At 61.9% G+C, this 13169-nt stretch carries 12 protein-coding genes and 1 other RNA gene; 7 read left to right on the forward strand and 6 right to left on the reverse strand.

The window, feature by feature from the left end; all coding sequences use genetic code 11:
* Window positions 1–27: 27 nt before the first annotated feature.
* From ACYU81_RS11595 to ACYU81_RS11615, 5 genes are all read right to left on the reverse strand, one after another.
* Window positions 28–1206 carry a molybdopterin molybdotransferase MoeA gene (locus tag ACYU81_RS11595; protein ID WP_460987734.1) on the reverse strand — a complete coding sequence of 393 codons (1179 nt, stop codon included), beginning with the start codon at window positions 1204–1206 and terminating at the stop codon, window positions 28–30.
* A complete protein-coding gene (gene moaC, locus ACYU81_RS11600; protein ID WP_460987735.1) occupies window positions 1203–1673 on the reverse strand; it encodes a cyclic pyranopterin monophosphate synthase MoaC in 471 nt (156 codons plus the stop codon). Before moaC ends, ACYU81_RS11595 begins: the two co-directional genes overlap by 4 nt.
* A complete protein-coding gene (trpC, locus tag ACYU81_RS11605) occupies window positions 1670–2461 on the reverse strand; it encodes an indole-3-glycerol phosphate synthase TrpC (protein WP_460987736.1) in 792 nt (263 codons plus the stop codon). Before trpC ends, moaC begins: the two co-directional genes overlap by 4 nt.
* Complete coding sequence (trpD, locus tag ACYU81_RS11610) at window positions 2458–3450, reverse strand: anthranilate phosphoribosyltransferase (protein ID WP_449474603.1); 993 nt, start codon at window positions 3448–3450, stop codon at window positions 2458–2460. Before trpD ends, trpC begins: the two co-directional genes overlap by 4 nt.
* A 114-nt stretch (window positions 3451–3564) precedes the next feature.
* Complete coding sequence (locus ACYU81_RS11615; protein ID WP_460987737.1) at window positions 3565–4155, reverse strand: anthranilate synthase component II; 591 nt, start codon at window positions 4153–4155, stop codon at window positions 3565–3567.
* Window positions 4156–4258: 103 nt separating this feature from the next.
* Between ACYU81_RS11615 and ACYU81_RS11620 the strand changes: the two genes are divergently transcribed.
* The 7 genes from ACYU81_RS11620 (at window position 4259) to ACYU81_RS11650 (ending at window position 12504) form a co-directional block, all read left to right on the forward strand.
* On the forward strand, window positions 4259–4675 hold the full coding sequence (locus ACYU81_RS11620; protein WP_460987738.1) for a DUF6766 family protein: 417 nt from the start codon (window positions 4259–4261) through the stop codon (window positions 4673–4675).
* Between the two features lie 67 nt (window positions 4676–4742).
* Window positions 4743–5255, forward strand: a complete 513-nt coding sequence (locus ACYU81_RS11625; RefSeq protein ID WP_460987739.1) for a hemerythrin domain-containing protein — start codon at window positions 4743–4745, stop codon at window positions 5253–5255.
* Window positions 5256–5260: 5 nt separating this feature from the next.
* Window positions 5261–5605, forward strand: a transfer-messenger RNA (tmRNA) gene (gene ssrA / locus ACYU81_RS11630).
* A gap of 306 nt (window positions 5606–5911) precedes the next feature.
* The gene (locus ACYU81_RS11635) at window positions 5912–6295 is read left to right on the forward strand and encodes a tetratricopeptide repeat protein (RefSeq protein ID WP_449471698.1); all 384 of its coding nucleotides are present in this window, start codon (window positions 5912–5914) and stop codon (window positions 6293–6295) included.
* Window positions 6296–6564: 269 nt separating this feature from the next.
* A complete protein-coding gene (locus ACYU81_RS11640) occupies window positions 6565–8157 on the forward strand; it encodes a hypothetical protein (RefSeq protein ID WP_460987740.1) in 1593 nt (530 codons plus the stop codon).
* A 91-nt stretch (window positions 8158–8248) separates the two neighbouring features.
* Window positions 8249–10927 (forward strand): TonB-dependent receptor domain-containing protein, encoded by a 2679-nt coding sequence (locus ACYU81_RS11645; protein WP_460987741.1) that lies wholly within the window; start codon window positions 8249–8251, stop codon window positions 10925–10927.
* Window positions 10928–11016: 89 nt separating this feature from the next.
* Entirely contained in the window at window positions 11017–12504 is a 1488-nt protein-coding gene (locus ACYU81_RS11650; RefSeq protein WP_460987742.1) for a CYTH and CHAD domain-containing protein, read from the forward strand.
* Between the two features lie 3 nt (window positions 12505–12507).
* Here the strand turns inward: ACYU81_RS11650 and ACYU81_RS11655 are convergent, their stop codons facing one another.
* Window positions 12508–13155 (reverse strand): prolyl hydroxylase family protein, encoded by a 648-nt coding sequence (locus ACYU81_RS11655; protein WP_460987743.1) that lies wholly within the window; start codon window positions 13153–13155, stop codon window positions 12508–12510.
* Between the last annotated feature and the right edge of the window lie 14 nt (window positions 13156–13169).

The raw sequence follows: 13169 nt of genomic DNA on the forward strand, positions 1-13169 counted from the left end.
GGCCGCTTTGCGGCCCCTTTCTCATTGTCAGAGCGGAACGATGGTTACCTTGTCGCCTACGGCAGCCGGGAGTGAGTTGGCCGGTCGAAGGATCAGGCAGTCCGCTTGAGCCAGGGCTGCGGTAGCGGCGCTGTCCTGCGAGGTAACCGAGACCAACCCAGCACCAGTGAGGTAGGCGCGAAGATAGTCGTCGCGCTCTCCTGTCGCTGGAAGTGGGGCCGCGAGTTCCGCGATCATTGTACGCGGGAGCGGGCTGGCGGCTCCGGCCATGTGCCGGACGAGCGGCAGCAGGAACAGCGTCGCTGTCACGAAGGCGGACACCGGGTTGCCGGGAAGGCCGAGGAATAGAGTGTCACCCAGCTTTCCCGCCATGAGCGGCTTGCCGGGGCGCATGCGAATCTTCCAGAAATCCAGAGTGCCGCCTGCCGCCTGGAAAGCTGGCCTCACCAAGTCGTGATCGCCAACCGAGGCGCCTCCAGTCGAGACGATGATGTCGGCGCCGACGGCTTCTTTGAGCGACCGGACCATTGCGTCGAGATCGTCGGGAACGATGCCGACGTCGATCACCTCCGCGCCTGCCTGACCTAGCATGGCCGCCAGCATGGGCGCGTTGGAGGATGGCAAGCGGCCAGAGGGCGTGGGCGCTCCAGGGGGAACGAGTTCATTGCCGGTAGAGATCAGGGCAACGCGCGGACGGGCGCCGACCGGGAGGGTTCCGTGGCCCCCAAGAACGGCGAGAGCAATCTGCGCGGGACCCAATGCGGCACCGGCAGGGAGCAATAGATGATTTGCGCCAAAGTCGCTTGCCGCCGGGCGCACATTTCGTCCTGTGGGTAATGGAGAGCCGAGGGGATGCACGAGCTGGCCGTCCAGCTGCGCATCTTCCTGGATCAGGACGGTATCGGCGCCGGGCGGCAGTGGTGCGCCGGTGAAGATGCGGCAGCATTCCCCCGGAGCCAAAGCAGAGTGAAGGGAGCCGCCCGCCGTGCTTTCAGCGGTTAGGCGCCAAGGGCCAGGCCATTCTGCCGCACGAATGGCGTAACCGTCCATGGCCGATAGATCCGCCCAAGGCTGATCGCGCAGAGCAAAGATGTCCCTTGCGAGCCATCGGCCTGCACAGTGGGAAACCGGGGCGTCCTCTTCCGGCAAGCGGCGGCCCAACGCAAGCAGGCGCGCCTGAGCCTCCGCGACCGGGAGCAGGCTCATTCGGCGCGCCAGTCGCCCGACTTGCCACCCGACTTTGCGAGCAACCGGACATTGCCGATGATCATGCCCTTATCGAGCGCCTTTGCCATGTCGTAGATGGTCAGCAGCGTGGCAGAGGTAGCGGTAAGTGCTTCCATCTCAACGCCGGTTTGGCCCGCGCTTCTGGCGGTAGCGGTCACGGTGACGCCCTCTGTTTCCAGATCGAAGTCGATCGTAACAGAGGTCAGGGCGATGGGATGACAGAGGGGGATGAGGTCGGCGGTACGCTTTGCCGCCATGATGCCTGCTACGCGCGCTACGGCCAGAACATCGCCTTTCTTCACCAGACCCTGAGCGATGGCGGCCGCAGCTTTGGCACTCATAGCGATGTGGCCGGTGGCGATGGCTTCACGGGCGGTCACGGCCTTGGCGGAAACATCGACCATATGGGCCGATCCGTCCTCATCAAGATGGGTGAGCTTGCTCATTCGCCGGTAAGTAGAGCGTGGGTAGCGGCTTCGACATCGGGCTGGCGCATCAGGCTTTCGCCCACCAGGAAGCAGCGGACGCCATGTTCGGACATGGCCACCAGATCGGCGTGGCTACCGAGGCCGCTTTCGGCGACGAAGGTGCAGCCTTCCGGGGCCTGGCCGACCAGTTCATAGGTGCGGGCGAAATCGACGCTGAAGTCTCGCAGGTCGCGGTTGTTGACGCCGATGAGGCGCGAGCGGAGCTTGAGCGCACGTTCCAGTTCATGGGCATCATGGACTTCGACGAGGGCATCCATGCCAAGGCCAAGCGCGGCATCCTCTATTTCCGCCATCTGATTGTCGTCCAGCGCGGCGGCGATGATGAGGATGGCATCGGCTCCGAGCGAGCGGCTTTCCAGGACCTGCCAGGGATCGACCATGAAATCCTTGCGCAGGACTGGCAACGCGCAGGCGGAACGGGCGGCCATGAGATAATCGTCATGGCCTTGAAAATAGGGTTCGTCCGTGAGGACCGAGAGACAGGCGGCGCCAGCGGCTGCATAGGCCTGCGCATGGGCGGGCGGGTCGAAATTCTCGCGGATCAGGCCCTTGGAGGGGCTGGCCTTCTTGATTTCCGCGATGAGCCCAAAGCCCGAGCGGGCGGCACTGTCGAGCGCCTGGCGGAAACCGCGCGGGGGTGTCTGCTCGGCGGCGCGGGCGTGGAGCGTCGAGACGGTGATCGCTGCCTTGCGGCGGGCCACTTCCTCGCGTTTCGTGTCGCAGATTTCGATCAGCTTGTTCGTCATTTATAGGCAATCCAGCAATTGAGCAGCGCGTTAGCAAGCCCGCGGTCGATGGTTTCGGCAGCTTCCTCGACACCCTCGCGCAGATCGGTAACGGCGTCCGCTACGAGAAGGGCAGCGGCTGCGTTAAGCAGCACGGCGTCGCGATAGGCGCCCGGCTCACCCTGAAGCAGGGCACGCAGGGCGGCGGCGTTATGAGCGGGGTCACCGCCGCGTATCGCCTCAACCGGGTGCGTAGGCAGTCCGGCGTCGGCCGGGGTGAGGCGGCGCATTGCGACGATGCCCTGCGCGGTGACTTCGGCGACGTCGTTGCCGCCCGCGAGGGACAGTTCGTCGAGGCCCTCATCACCCGAAACGATCATGGCGCGATCGACGCCAAGTTCCGCCAGCGCCTCGGCATAGATGGGAACATAGGCGGGGCGGGCGATGCCGACTAGCTGACGGCGCACACCGGCAGGATTGGCGAGCGGACCCATCAGGTTGAAGATGGTGCGCTGGCCGATGGCCTTGCGGATCGGGCCGAAGCGTTTGAGCGCGGGGTGATGCTTCTGCGCGAAGAGGAAGCAGATGCCGAGATCGGCCAGCGTTGCCTCCGCCGTATCGGCGACGCGATCAAGATCGAGGCCGAGCGCTTCGAGCGTGTCGGCGGCCCCGGCCTTGGATGAAGCGGCGCGGTTGCCATGCTTGGCGACGGGCACTCCGGCGGCGGCTACCACAAGACTCACTGCTGTCGAGACGTTGAGCGTGTGGTGGCCATCTCCGCCTGTGCCGCAGACGTCGATTGCGCCTGCGGGGGCGGCGATGGGGATCATGCGCGCGCGCATGGCGCGGGCGGCGGCGGCGATCTCTGTTGCAGACTCGCCGCGCTGAGCCATGGTGACGAGGAAGGCGGCGATCTCTGCCTCTGGCAGGTTGCCGTCGAACAACAGGTCGAAGGCGGCGGCGGCCTCGGTTGCGCTCAATGGCGCTGCGGGATCGGGCAGGCGGGTCATCGCCTTTGCCTTAATCACGACGCTGCGTCGGAGTCGAGGGGAGGGCGCGGGAAAGTCTTTCGCGCATGACATGGCTAAGCCCTGTGCTTCGTTCGCTCCGCCGGGAAACCGAAATCAGGCGGCTGCGCGCTCCTTTACCGGAATCCCGGCGATCCGCATGAAGTTCGCCAGCATCTCATGCCCATATTCGGTGGCGATGCTTTCCGGATGGAACTGGACCGAGTGGATCGGAAGGCTTTGATGGCGGAAGCCCATGACCGAGCCGTCCTCACTGGTCGCATTCACGACGAGGCTTTGTGGAATGCCATCCACGATGAGCGAGTGATAGCGGGTCGCGGTGAAGGGGGAAGGAATGCCGGCGAAAAGGCCCGTGCCGTCATGGGTGACTGGGGAGGTCTTGCCATGCATCAGGCCGCCGCGCACGACTTGCCCGCCGAAATGCTGACCGATCGCTTGATGGCCGAGGCATACGCCCAGCAGGGGTGCGCCCGCGTCGGCGGCGGCCGCTACGAGTTCAAGGCTGACGCCTGCCTCATTGGGCGTGCAGGGGCCGGGCGAAAGCAGGAAGGCGCTGGCGCCGCTGGAGAGGGCCTGGCCTGCCGAAATGGCATCGTTGCGGACGACCTCCACCTCTGCGCCCAACTCCATGAGGTAATGGACCAGATTCCAGGTAAAGCTGTCATAATTGTCGATGACGAGGATCATGGGACCATGGCTATAAACAGCGAAGCGCGCCGGGCCAATCGGAATCGGCGTTTGTAGCTGGCTGAACCGGCTACATGCTTTTGCGTTGTCCCTCCGGAGTGACATGAGGGAGGATGGTATGAAGCGCTACGCCTATGGTTGGATCACGGCCCTGTTCTTTCTGGCGTCGATCGTGGGTCATTGGGTGTTTGGCTGGTGGGCCTATGTGGATGACGCAAAGACGCACGGGCAGGTGCCTGAACTGGCGGCCTATGCCATCGAGATGGGCCGGGATACGTTCGAGAATTGGCAGTCGGAATTTCTCCAGCTGATCTGGCAGGTCGTGGGCTTGGCCTATTTCCTCTATGTCGGCTCGCCAGCCTCCAAGGAGAATGACGACCGGTTGGAAGTGAAGGTAGACGAGCTGCTGAAAATGGCCGGGGGCAAGGATGCCGAGCGGTTGATCAACGAAATCGACAGTCGTTATCTGCGCGCCGGTGGTCATGCGAAGCCGCACGGTCATGATCTGGGCTATGAATGATAGCGGGACGGAACCCGGAGGCTTGTCAGCCGCTTCTTGACGATATGTGTTCGTGAGGAGGACGGAAATGGCCAAAGCTGAGTTTACCGATGCGATCGCCCTGTTGAAAGCTGATCACCGCAAGGTCGAGGACTTGTTCGAGCAGTTCGAAAAGGCGAGGGCCGCAAACCGGAAGCAGGAAATCGCGCATCAGATCTGCACCGAGCTGAAGATTCACACTATGATCGAGGAGGAGATTTTCTACCCCGCCTTTCGTGGCAAGATCGAGGACGACACGCTTGATGAAGCCTATGTCGAGCATGACGGCGCGAAGGTGCTGGTGAATGATATCGAGGCCGGATCGCCGGAAGATGATTTCTACGATGCCAAGGTCAAGGTGCTGTCCGAAGAGATCAAGCATCATGTGAAGGAAGAGGAAAGGCAGTCTGACGGCATGTTCGCCCAGTGCCGCAAGACGGATGTGGATCTGGTCGTGCTGCGTGACAGGATGATGGCGCGCAAGCAGGAACTGATGGCGCAGGCGAAGGCCAGCGGACTGCCGGTCGCCAAGCCCAAGGCCGTTCATCTGGTCGCGGCCTGACCGAAAAGGTTGATAAATGGGGCGCGCTGCCCCATATGGGTTTTGCCGGGTTCGCCCGGCTATGGTGATAAATCGTGTCGTGTAATAGGCGCAGCGGACCCGGGGGCAGTACCCGGCGGCTCCACCACATATCCCGGCTTGTACGGGGTGTCTGACGGGGCCGAACTAGGATCGACGTGTGTTGAAAGGCGATGTCTTCACCCGGCCTGAGTAAGCCGTAAAAATGTTCAAAACACGTAAGTGCCAACGATAACGAGGCTCTTGCTCTTGCTGCGTAATTGATGGCCTCACGGCCTGACATTACCCAAAAAGAACGCGGTTGAACCCACCGGGCAACAGAAGGGAATTCAGCGGCTTCCGGAGGAGCCGGGCAACAGAATCCTCCGGACCTTCCTTCATTTAAGTGATTTTGGCGGCCGTCCTGCGTGGCGGGTGGCGCTGGCTATGGGCTGGCAGGCTGAATCTGTAGCTGCGAATCGGATGTCATGAACCAAGACGGTTCAATTACAGTTTTATGACAGTTAGAAGAAAAACTTATAACATATTGAATTATAGGAAGTAAAAATCATTTTTTGGGTGCAGTTCGCTGCTTGTTTAGATGTCATCAAGATGAAATAATCCCGGCTATTATAGAAAGTTTTTTCGGGAGAAATTGGATGATGAAGGTAGCGGCGATCGTCGGGCTGATGCTGGCGGGGGGCATGTCAGGCGCGGCCGTGGCTGCATCCGATGAAGTGGTTGTGGTCGGTGTTCCCGATGGGCAATTGGCCGCTCCGGCCTTGGTGGCGAAGGATTATGAAAGAGCCGCCCGCCGCCTTGCGCCTATGTGGCCGGACGGGGCGAACGATCCGGCTCGGTTGATCAACCTTGGCAACGCTTATGCGGGACTAGGGAGGATGAAGGATGCGCGAGAGGCTTATGGGGCCGCCCGCTTTGCGCCGGAATCGACGTTGCTGCTCGCGAATGGCGAAGAAGCATCGTCGCGGGATGTTGCCCGCCGCGCGCTCGGCCGCCTTGAAGCGAGCTACGCCATGCGCTGACATCGGCCCGTTAAGTCATGAACAGTGGGGCGTCGTCCGGTGGGACGGCGCCTTTCTTTTTGCGTGGACGGCTTTCGCAATCATCAAAGTGAAACAAGAGTCTCTGAACTGTCATTTTAAAGTCACTCTGCCGTCACGGAAGCAAAATGTCTCTGTCATCTGGCGCGCCTAGCTGCGGCGACTGAGGGCGGCAGGGGGCGTTGTCCGATTCGTGAATCCCCTTCGCTCCGCATCTTAACACAAACCGGCATCGCCGGAGCGGAGACGACATGGTCAAGACTAATCGTATCACTACCATCCTGATGGCGGGTTGCGCCTGCGCTGCTCTGAGCGCTTGCGGCGCGGACGATATCGCTTCGCCGGGCGAGGGGACGATCGTCCTGCCCGCGCCGACGCCTTCGCCGAGTCCGACGCCGACGCCCACTCCTACGCCGGGCAATGTGACCGCTGCGGCCGACTGTCCGACTATCTCGGGTGCGGACCAGTTGACCAACCTTGGCACCATCAGCGATGGCACCAACACGTGGCGCAATTGCGGCTTCCCCGCGCGTTTCAACAGCTCGACCGCGATCGCCAAGACGGCGGGCGTCATCTATTCGCTGCCCGGCCGCGTTGATGTCGGCACCGATCAGGGCGCTGCGAGCACCGGGAGCAACGTCACGCTGACGATCGATCCGGGCGTTGTGGTGTTCGCTGGCACTGGCAGCGCATTCCTGGCCGTCAATCGCGGCAACAAGATCAATGCTGTCGGCACGGCGGCACAGCCCATCGTCTTCACCAGCCGCGAGAATGTCACCGGGTCGGCGACCGATCAGTCGTCGGGCCAGTGGGGTGGCATCGTGTTGCTCGGCCGCGCCAAGATCACCGACTGCGATCAGGCGCCCAATGCGGCTCCGGGCACCACCGCGTGTCAGCGCGACACCGAAGGCACGACCGGCGCGCTCTATGGCGGCGACAATGACGCCGACAATTCGGGCCGCATGAGCTATGTCCAGATTCGTTATTCCGGCTTCGTGCTGGCGAATGGCAAGGAACTTCAGGGTCTGACTCCTTCGGGCGTCGGCACCGGCACGCAGCTTGACCATATCCAGGTCCACAACAGCTCGGACGACGGCATCGAGGCTTTCGGTGGTTCGACCCACATGAAATATCTGGTGCTGACCGGCAATGAAGACGACAATCTGGACACGGATGTCGGCTTCCGCGGCACGGCGCAGTTCGTTATCTCCGTGCAGCGTGCGAACAACAATATCGGCGATACCTTCACCGAGACGGACTCGAACGGTTCGACGACGGGCACGAGCTTCTCCGAAGACGCGCTGCCTCGCCAATATCTGAAGGTAGCGAACTTCACGCACATCCAGCGGTCGAACACCGGCGATGATGGCGCGACCATGATGCTTCGGGGCGGTGCTGACCTTGCCATGGTGAACGGCATCATCGTCAGTCCTGATCAGAGCTGCCTGCGCATCAACAGCGCCGCCACGGTACGTGACGCTGACGCGGGGCTGCAGGATGCGGGGAAGCCGCGTTACCTGTCGGTAGTGATGCAGTGCAACGCTACCCCGTTCAAGGGCACCGGCGGCGTCGATGCGGCGACGGTCCAGTCGATCTTCTCGACCGATCCGAACAGCAGCTTTGCCTATACGCCGTCGTTGACCAGCCTATTCATCAACGGCGCGACGGAAACGGCCCGCACTGCGATCGACCCCAAGACGATCGACAGCAACTTCACCACCACCAACTATATCGGCGCGGTGAAGGACAGCAACGACACCTGGTATGCGGGCTGGACCTGCAACTCGGTTACGGCGAGCTTCGGCAGCAGCAGCAAGAACTGCACCGCCATCCCGACCACCTGATCGACCTGACCCTGAACAGGGGCGGGGGAGCGTGCATCAGCCGCTTCCCCGCCCTCTTTACAAAGAATTTTCCCAAGGGGGACTCCTAGCCATGTCGAAGCCGCTCAGCCTGGCGCGCATGCTCCTGATTTCGACCGCCCTTTCCGCTCCGGCGGTGATGGCGCAGACCACCACCGATACAGCGTCCACGTCAGGCGTGCCGACCGCATCCGAGGAAGCCGATGCACAGACCGGCAATGTCGATGTGTCCGTGCCGGGTTCCGACATCATCGTGACCGGCCGCCGCACCAGCAACGTGTCGCAGGCCGCTCCGCAGGTGGTGACTGTCCTGTCGGCCGCCGACATCAAGCGCACGGGCGAGGGCGACATCGCCGGGTCATTGCAGCGCGTGACCGGCCTGTCGGTCGTGTCGGGCGGATATGTCTATGTGCGTGGCCTTGGTGACCGCTATTCGCTGGCGCTGCTCAATGGGTCGCCGCTGCCGAGCCCGGAACCGCTGAAGCGCGTTGTGCCGCTCGACATCTTCCCGACCAGCGTCATCGCGTCCACGATGGTGCAGAAAAGCTATTCGGCCAACTTCCCTGGCGAGTTTGGCGGCGGCGTCATCAACCTGACGACCAAGGCTATCCCGGTTGAAAGCTATCTTGAGCTGGGAATTGGAAGTTCGGCGAATACCGAAACGTCGGGCAACATGGGCTACACCTATTATGGGTCGAAGTCGGACTGGACCGGCTTTGACGATGGGTCGCGCGACGTGCCGCCATTGCTGGCGCAGGCGTTTGGTAGCGGGGTGCCCTTCTCCAACATGACGCGCGGTGACCTGCAGGCGATTTCGATGCAGTTCCTGAATGCGAAGACTTCCGTACTCCAGCGGACCAACAGCCTGCCGTTCAACTTTTCGGGTTCGCTGAACGCCGGAACGGCGATGGATGTGGGTAGTGATGGGCGGTTGGGCGTGCTGTTCACCGCATCCTACAGCAACAAGTGGCGGACACGCTCCTCGCTGCAGCAGGCGTCGATCAATCTGGAGCAGGCGCCGGGCAAGAACGGCGTTCAGGTGTCGACGGATAATGAGGTGACGTTCAACAGCCTGTTCGGGCTGGGCCTGGAACTGGGCGATCAGAAGATCCGCTGGACCAACGTCTATATCCGCGACACGCTGAAGCGCGGCGCCCTGACGCTGGGGCAGAATGACGGCGCGATCGCGGGCGCAGATTATATGAAGCAGAATACCGCCTGGTATGAGCGGCAGCTGATCGACACCCAGATGGTCGGCGAGTTCAAGCTGATGGAGGGGCTCAGCCTCGACCTGCGCGGCGGTTATGCCAATTCGCAGCGGGAAGCGCCCTATGAGCGGGAGTTCGAATATGTGCGGACTAATCGCGATCTGGCGGTTGATCTGGTCGGCGACCGTTTCGTCAACGCGCTGAACCGCCAGCGGGGCGATGCGTCGATCACCTTCAGCGACCTTAACGAAGACCTGTGGTCGGCGGGTTGGGATTTGAGCTACAAATTCTCGCCCGATCTGACCGCAACGGTGGGCTATGCGTTCAGCGATACGAAGCGCACGTCTTCGCGCTATGAGCTGCATTTCGACGCGACCAACCTGCCGATCGCCGTGCAGCAGCTGCGGCCCGATTATCTGCTGTCGGATGCGTCGATCCAGTTGTTCGACATGTCGCTGCTGGACTTTTCGGGCAACTATCCGGTCTATGATGCGGCGCTGCGCACGCATGCCGGATATGCGCAGGTGAAGGTGCAGCCGATCGCAGGCGTCACTGTGGATGCAGGTGTGCGTTATGAAAAGGGCCGCCAGTCGGTGACGGGCGTGGACGTCTATAATACGGGCGTTGAGCCGGTGAACGCCATCAACAAGGAATATTGGCTGCCCGCCGCGACCATCACCTTTGAAGCGGCGAAGGGTTTGCAGTTCCGCATGAGCGGTTCCAAGACGATTGCACGCCCACAGTTCCGCGAGCTGATCGCCCAGCCTTATATCGATACCGATTCCAACCGCTTCTATCGCGGCAACCCCTTCCTGCAGGATAGTGAGCTGTGGAACGCAGACCTGCGCGCGGAATGGTATATGGGCCGGGATGAGCGGCTTACGGCGGCGGCGTTCTGGAAGAAGATCGACAATCCGATCGAGACCTACACGACGATCAACGACAAATATGATGTGACGACCAGCTTCGCCAATGCGCCCGAAGCAACGTTGTACGGTGTCGAGTTCGAGGCGCAGAAATATCTGCCGCTCGACAATATGAGCAGCCCGTTCTTCCAGACCCGGCGGATCGTGTTGATCGGCAACTATACCTACACCCAGTCGAAGCTGAAAGTGAGCGAAGGGGATACGACCATCCCCTACAGCTATACCGCTGGCCCGCTGCCCGCCGCGTCCGACTATTTCCAGGATGGCGTGCCGCTGACCGGCCAGTCGGATCATCTGGTCAATTTGCAACTCGGTCTTGAGGACACTGACAGACTGTCGCAGCAGACGCTGCTGCTGACCTATGCCAGCCCGCGCGTTACGAGCCGTGGTCCCAACCTTCAGCCCGACATCAAGGAAAAGCCGGGCCTGACTCTGGACTTCGTGGCGCGGCAGGGCGTGACCCTGCCGGGCGGGGTGAAGAGCGAGTTCAAGTTCGAGGCGCGGAACATCACGGGGCGCAAGTTCCAGGAGTTCCAGGAACTGGGCGGCAACAAGGTATTCTACAATCGCTATAAGATCGGCACGACCTTCGCGGCTTCGCTGACCGTCGCGCTCTGATTTAACTTTCTTTGATGAGGCTTGGCGGCCGATCCGCTTCGCGCGGATCGGCCGTTTTGCCATCTGTGATTCGCGCGTTTTCCTGCGCCGTGTTAGGGGTTGGCCTGAAGCGGAGGCAGGCGGTGAAGCAGGAAGTCGAGCTGAAACTGGAGCTGTCGCAGCAGGCGGCGGAGGCCTTCGAGCAATTGGCGCTGCTGCCCGCTGAGGGAAGCCGGGCGCAACTTCAGGCCGTCTATTTCGATACGCCCGACAGGCAGTTGGATGCGCGAGGATATACGCTGCGCATCCGCCGATCAGGGGAGGAGCGCGTCCAGACCGTCAAGGCCGGTAGTGAAGATCGGGGCGGAGCCCTTTTCTCGCGGGCGGAATGGGAAATGCCGGTCAGGCAGGATGAGCCGGCGATCGATAGTCGCACACCCATTGCGGGCGTTCTGGGTGATGCAGCGGAGATGATCGAGCCCGCGTTCAATGTCGAGGTCGAGCGGCGCACATGGCTGATTGCCGAGGGTGCCGCGGAGATCGAATTGGTGCTCGACAGGGGATGGGTCCGCGCGGGTGAGCGGCAGTCGCCCATCTGTGAAATCGAACTGGAGCTGAAGGCAGGAGCGCCCGCCGCCCTCTTTGCGCTCGCAAGGCGGATAGAGGCGGCAGTGCCGGTGCGGCTGGGCGTCGCGGCAAAGTCGGAACGAGGCTATCGGCTGCTGGCTCCCGCGCCCGCCTGTTTCAAGGCGGAGAGACTGGCGCTGAAGCCCGATGTCAGTGCGCAGGCGGCGTTTCAGGCCATTATGCGCAACTGTGTGCGGCAATACCGGCTAAACGAAGATCTGCTACTCGACCATTATGATCCACAGGCTGTGCATCAGGCGCGCGTAGCCGTGCGGCGGCTGCGTTCGGCGCTGACGCTGTTCAGATCAATGCTGACGGCGCAAGACGTGACCCGATTTCAAGATGAGCTTCGCTGGCTGGCGCAGCTGCTGGGAGAGGCGCGTGATCTGGATGTGCTGATCGAACGGATGAAGCCGGGCGAACTGCACGAGCAACTAGCTGCTGTTCGCTCAGTGATCCATGCGAAGGTGATCGATGCGCTGGAATCTGATCAGGCGCGGGGCTTGATGATCGACATCGTGGAATGGCTGACGCTTGGCATGGGCGGGCCGGATGCTGGGGGCCGCAGGTTGCGCGATGAGGCTGCGGAGGCGTTTGCCGCACGCCGTTTGCAGCATTTTCATCGCTGGCAGATGAAGCATGCACGGCATCTGGCGAAGCTGGATGACGCGCACCGTCACGAAGTGCGCAAGAAGGCGAAGAAGCTGCGCTACGCCGCCGAATTTTTCGGGGGTCTATTCGACGCCAAGAAACAGCGGCGACGGCACGCGCGCTACATCGATGCGCTGGAGGGGTTGCAGGACGAACTGGGCGCGCTCAATGATCTGGTCAACGTGCGCGCCTTGTTGGCGCAGTATGGCCTGCCGGTCGATGCCGATCTGGTGAAGAGCGGTCGGAGCAAGAAGAAGCTGCTGGCGGCGGCCGGCAAAGCCTATGATGAATTGGCGGATGCCAAGCATTTCTGGCGCTGAAGCTCAGGCCCAGGGTTTTTCGCGATACCATTTGGTGATGATGTGTTTAACGCCGCTGCGTACCTTCATCCCGTGGTGCAGGCTGGCCCCATTATAGCGTCCGGGTTCAAGGCGATTGTTCCAGGCGAGCAGCTTGCCGCGCTCCGGCTGCACCGTCTTGCCGATCTTGATGAAGCGGGTCGCGCCGCCTGCGGGGGGCTGGTTGAGATAGACCATCAGCGTCCATGTACGGTTGCCCGATACTGAGCAGTAGCGGGCGAAGTCGAGGCCAGCAGGATCGAAATAGTCGGTATGCGCCTTGAATTCCTGACCCACGGCGTAACGTTGCCCCTGTATCGGTTCGCCGAAACATGGGTCGATCCCGGCGAAAGCGGCGAGTTTTTCATCTATGGCCCCGATGAAGGGATCGGTGTTGTCGAGATCGCAGGTATCGCTGGTGCGGAAGCCTGTGTCGCCATTGGCGTCGGCGATGGTGGAAGGGCGACGGCGCGCCTCGATCCGTGTGATCAGGCCATCGCATTCTTCCGCTGTCAGGAAATCGCGCTGGATGAAGAGCGTCAGATCGCGGCTGGGCACCCGCTGGACGCGTGGATGGGATGCGATCCAGGCCGGATCGGCATCGGCTGATTTCACAGTCGGTTGGTTAGGCATGGACGGCCTTTTAG

The organism is Sphingobium sp. TomTYG75 (assembly GCF_054771635.1).

What these genes read in the sequence shown, in the direction of transcription:
- ACYU81_RS11595 (WP_460987734.1), bottom strand. Translation starts at nt 1,206, where the DNA reads ATGAGCCTGCTCCCGGTCGCGGAGGCTCAGGCGCGCCTGCTTGCGTTG.
- moaC (WP_460987735.1), bottom strand. Translation starts at nt 1,673, where the DNA reads ATGAGCAAGCTCACCCATCTTGATGAGGACGGATCGGCCCATATGGTC.
- trpC (WP_460987736.1), bottom strand. Translation starts at nt 2,461, where the DNA reads ATGACGAACAAGCTGATCGAAATCTGCGACACGAAACGCGAGGAAGTG.
- trpD (WP_449474603.1), bottom strand. Translation starts at nt 3,450, where the DNA reads ATGACCCGCCTGCCCGATCCCGCAGCGCCATTGAGCGCAACCGAGGCC.
- ACYU81_RS11615 (WP_460987737.1), bottom strand. Translation starts at nt 4,155, where the DNA reads ATGATCCTCGTCATCGACAATTATGACAGCTTTACCTGGAATCTGGTC.
- ACYU81_RS11620 (WP_460987738.1), top strand. Translation starts at nt 4,259, where the DNA reads ATGAGGGAGGATGGTATGAAGCGCTACGCCTATGGTTGGATCACGGCC.
- ACYU81_RS11625 (WP_460987739.1), top strand. Translation starts at nt 4,743, where the DNA reads ATGGCCAAAGCTGAGTTTACCGATGCGATCGCCCTGTTGAAAGCTGAT.
- ACYU81_RS11635 (WP_449471698.1), top strand. Translation starts at nt 5,912, where the DNA reads ATGATGAAGGTAGCGGCGATCGTCGGGCTGATGCTGGCGGGGGGCATG.
- ACYU81_RS11640 (WP_460987740.1), top strand. Translation starts at nt 6,565, where the DNA reads ATGGTCAAGACTAATCGTATCACTACCATCCTGATGGCGGGTTGCGCC.
- ACYU81_RS11645 (WP_460987741.1), top strand. Translation starts at nt 8,249, where the DNA reads ATGTCGAAGCCGCTCAGCCTGGCGCGCATGCTCCTGATTTCGACCGCC.
- ACYU81_RS11655 (WP_460987743.1), bottom strand. Translation starts at nt 13,155, where the DNA reads ATGCCTAACCAACCGACTGTGAAATCAGCCGATGCCGATCCGGCCTGG.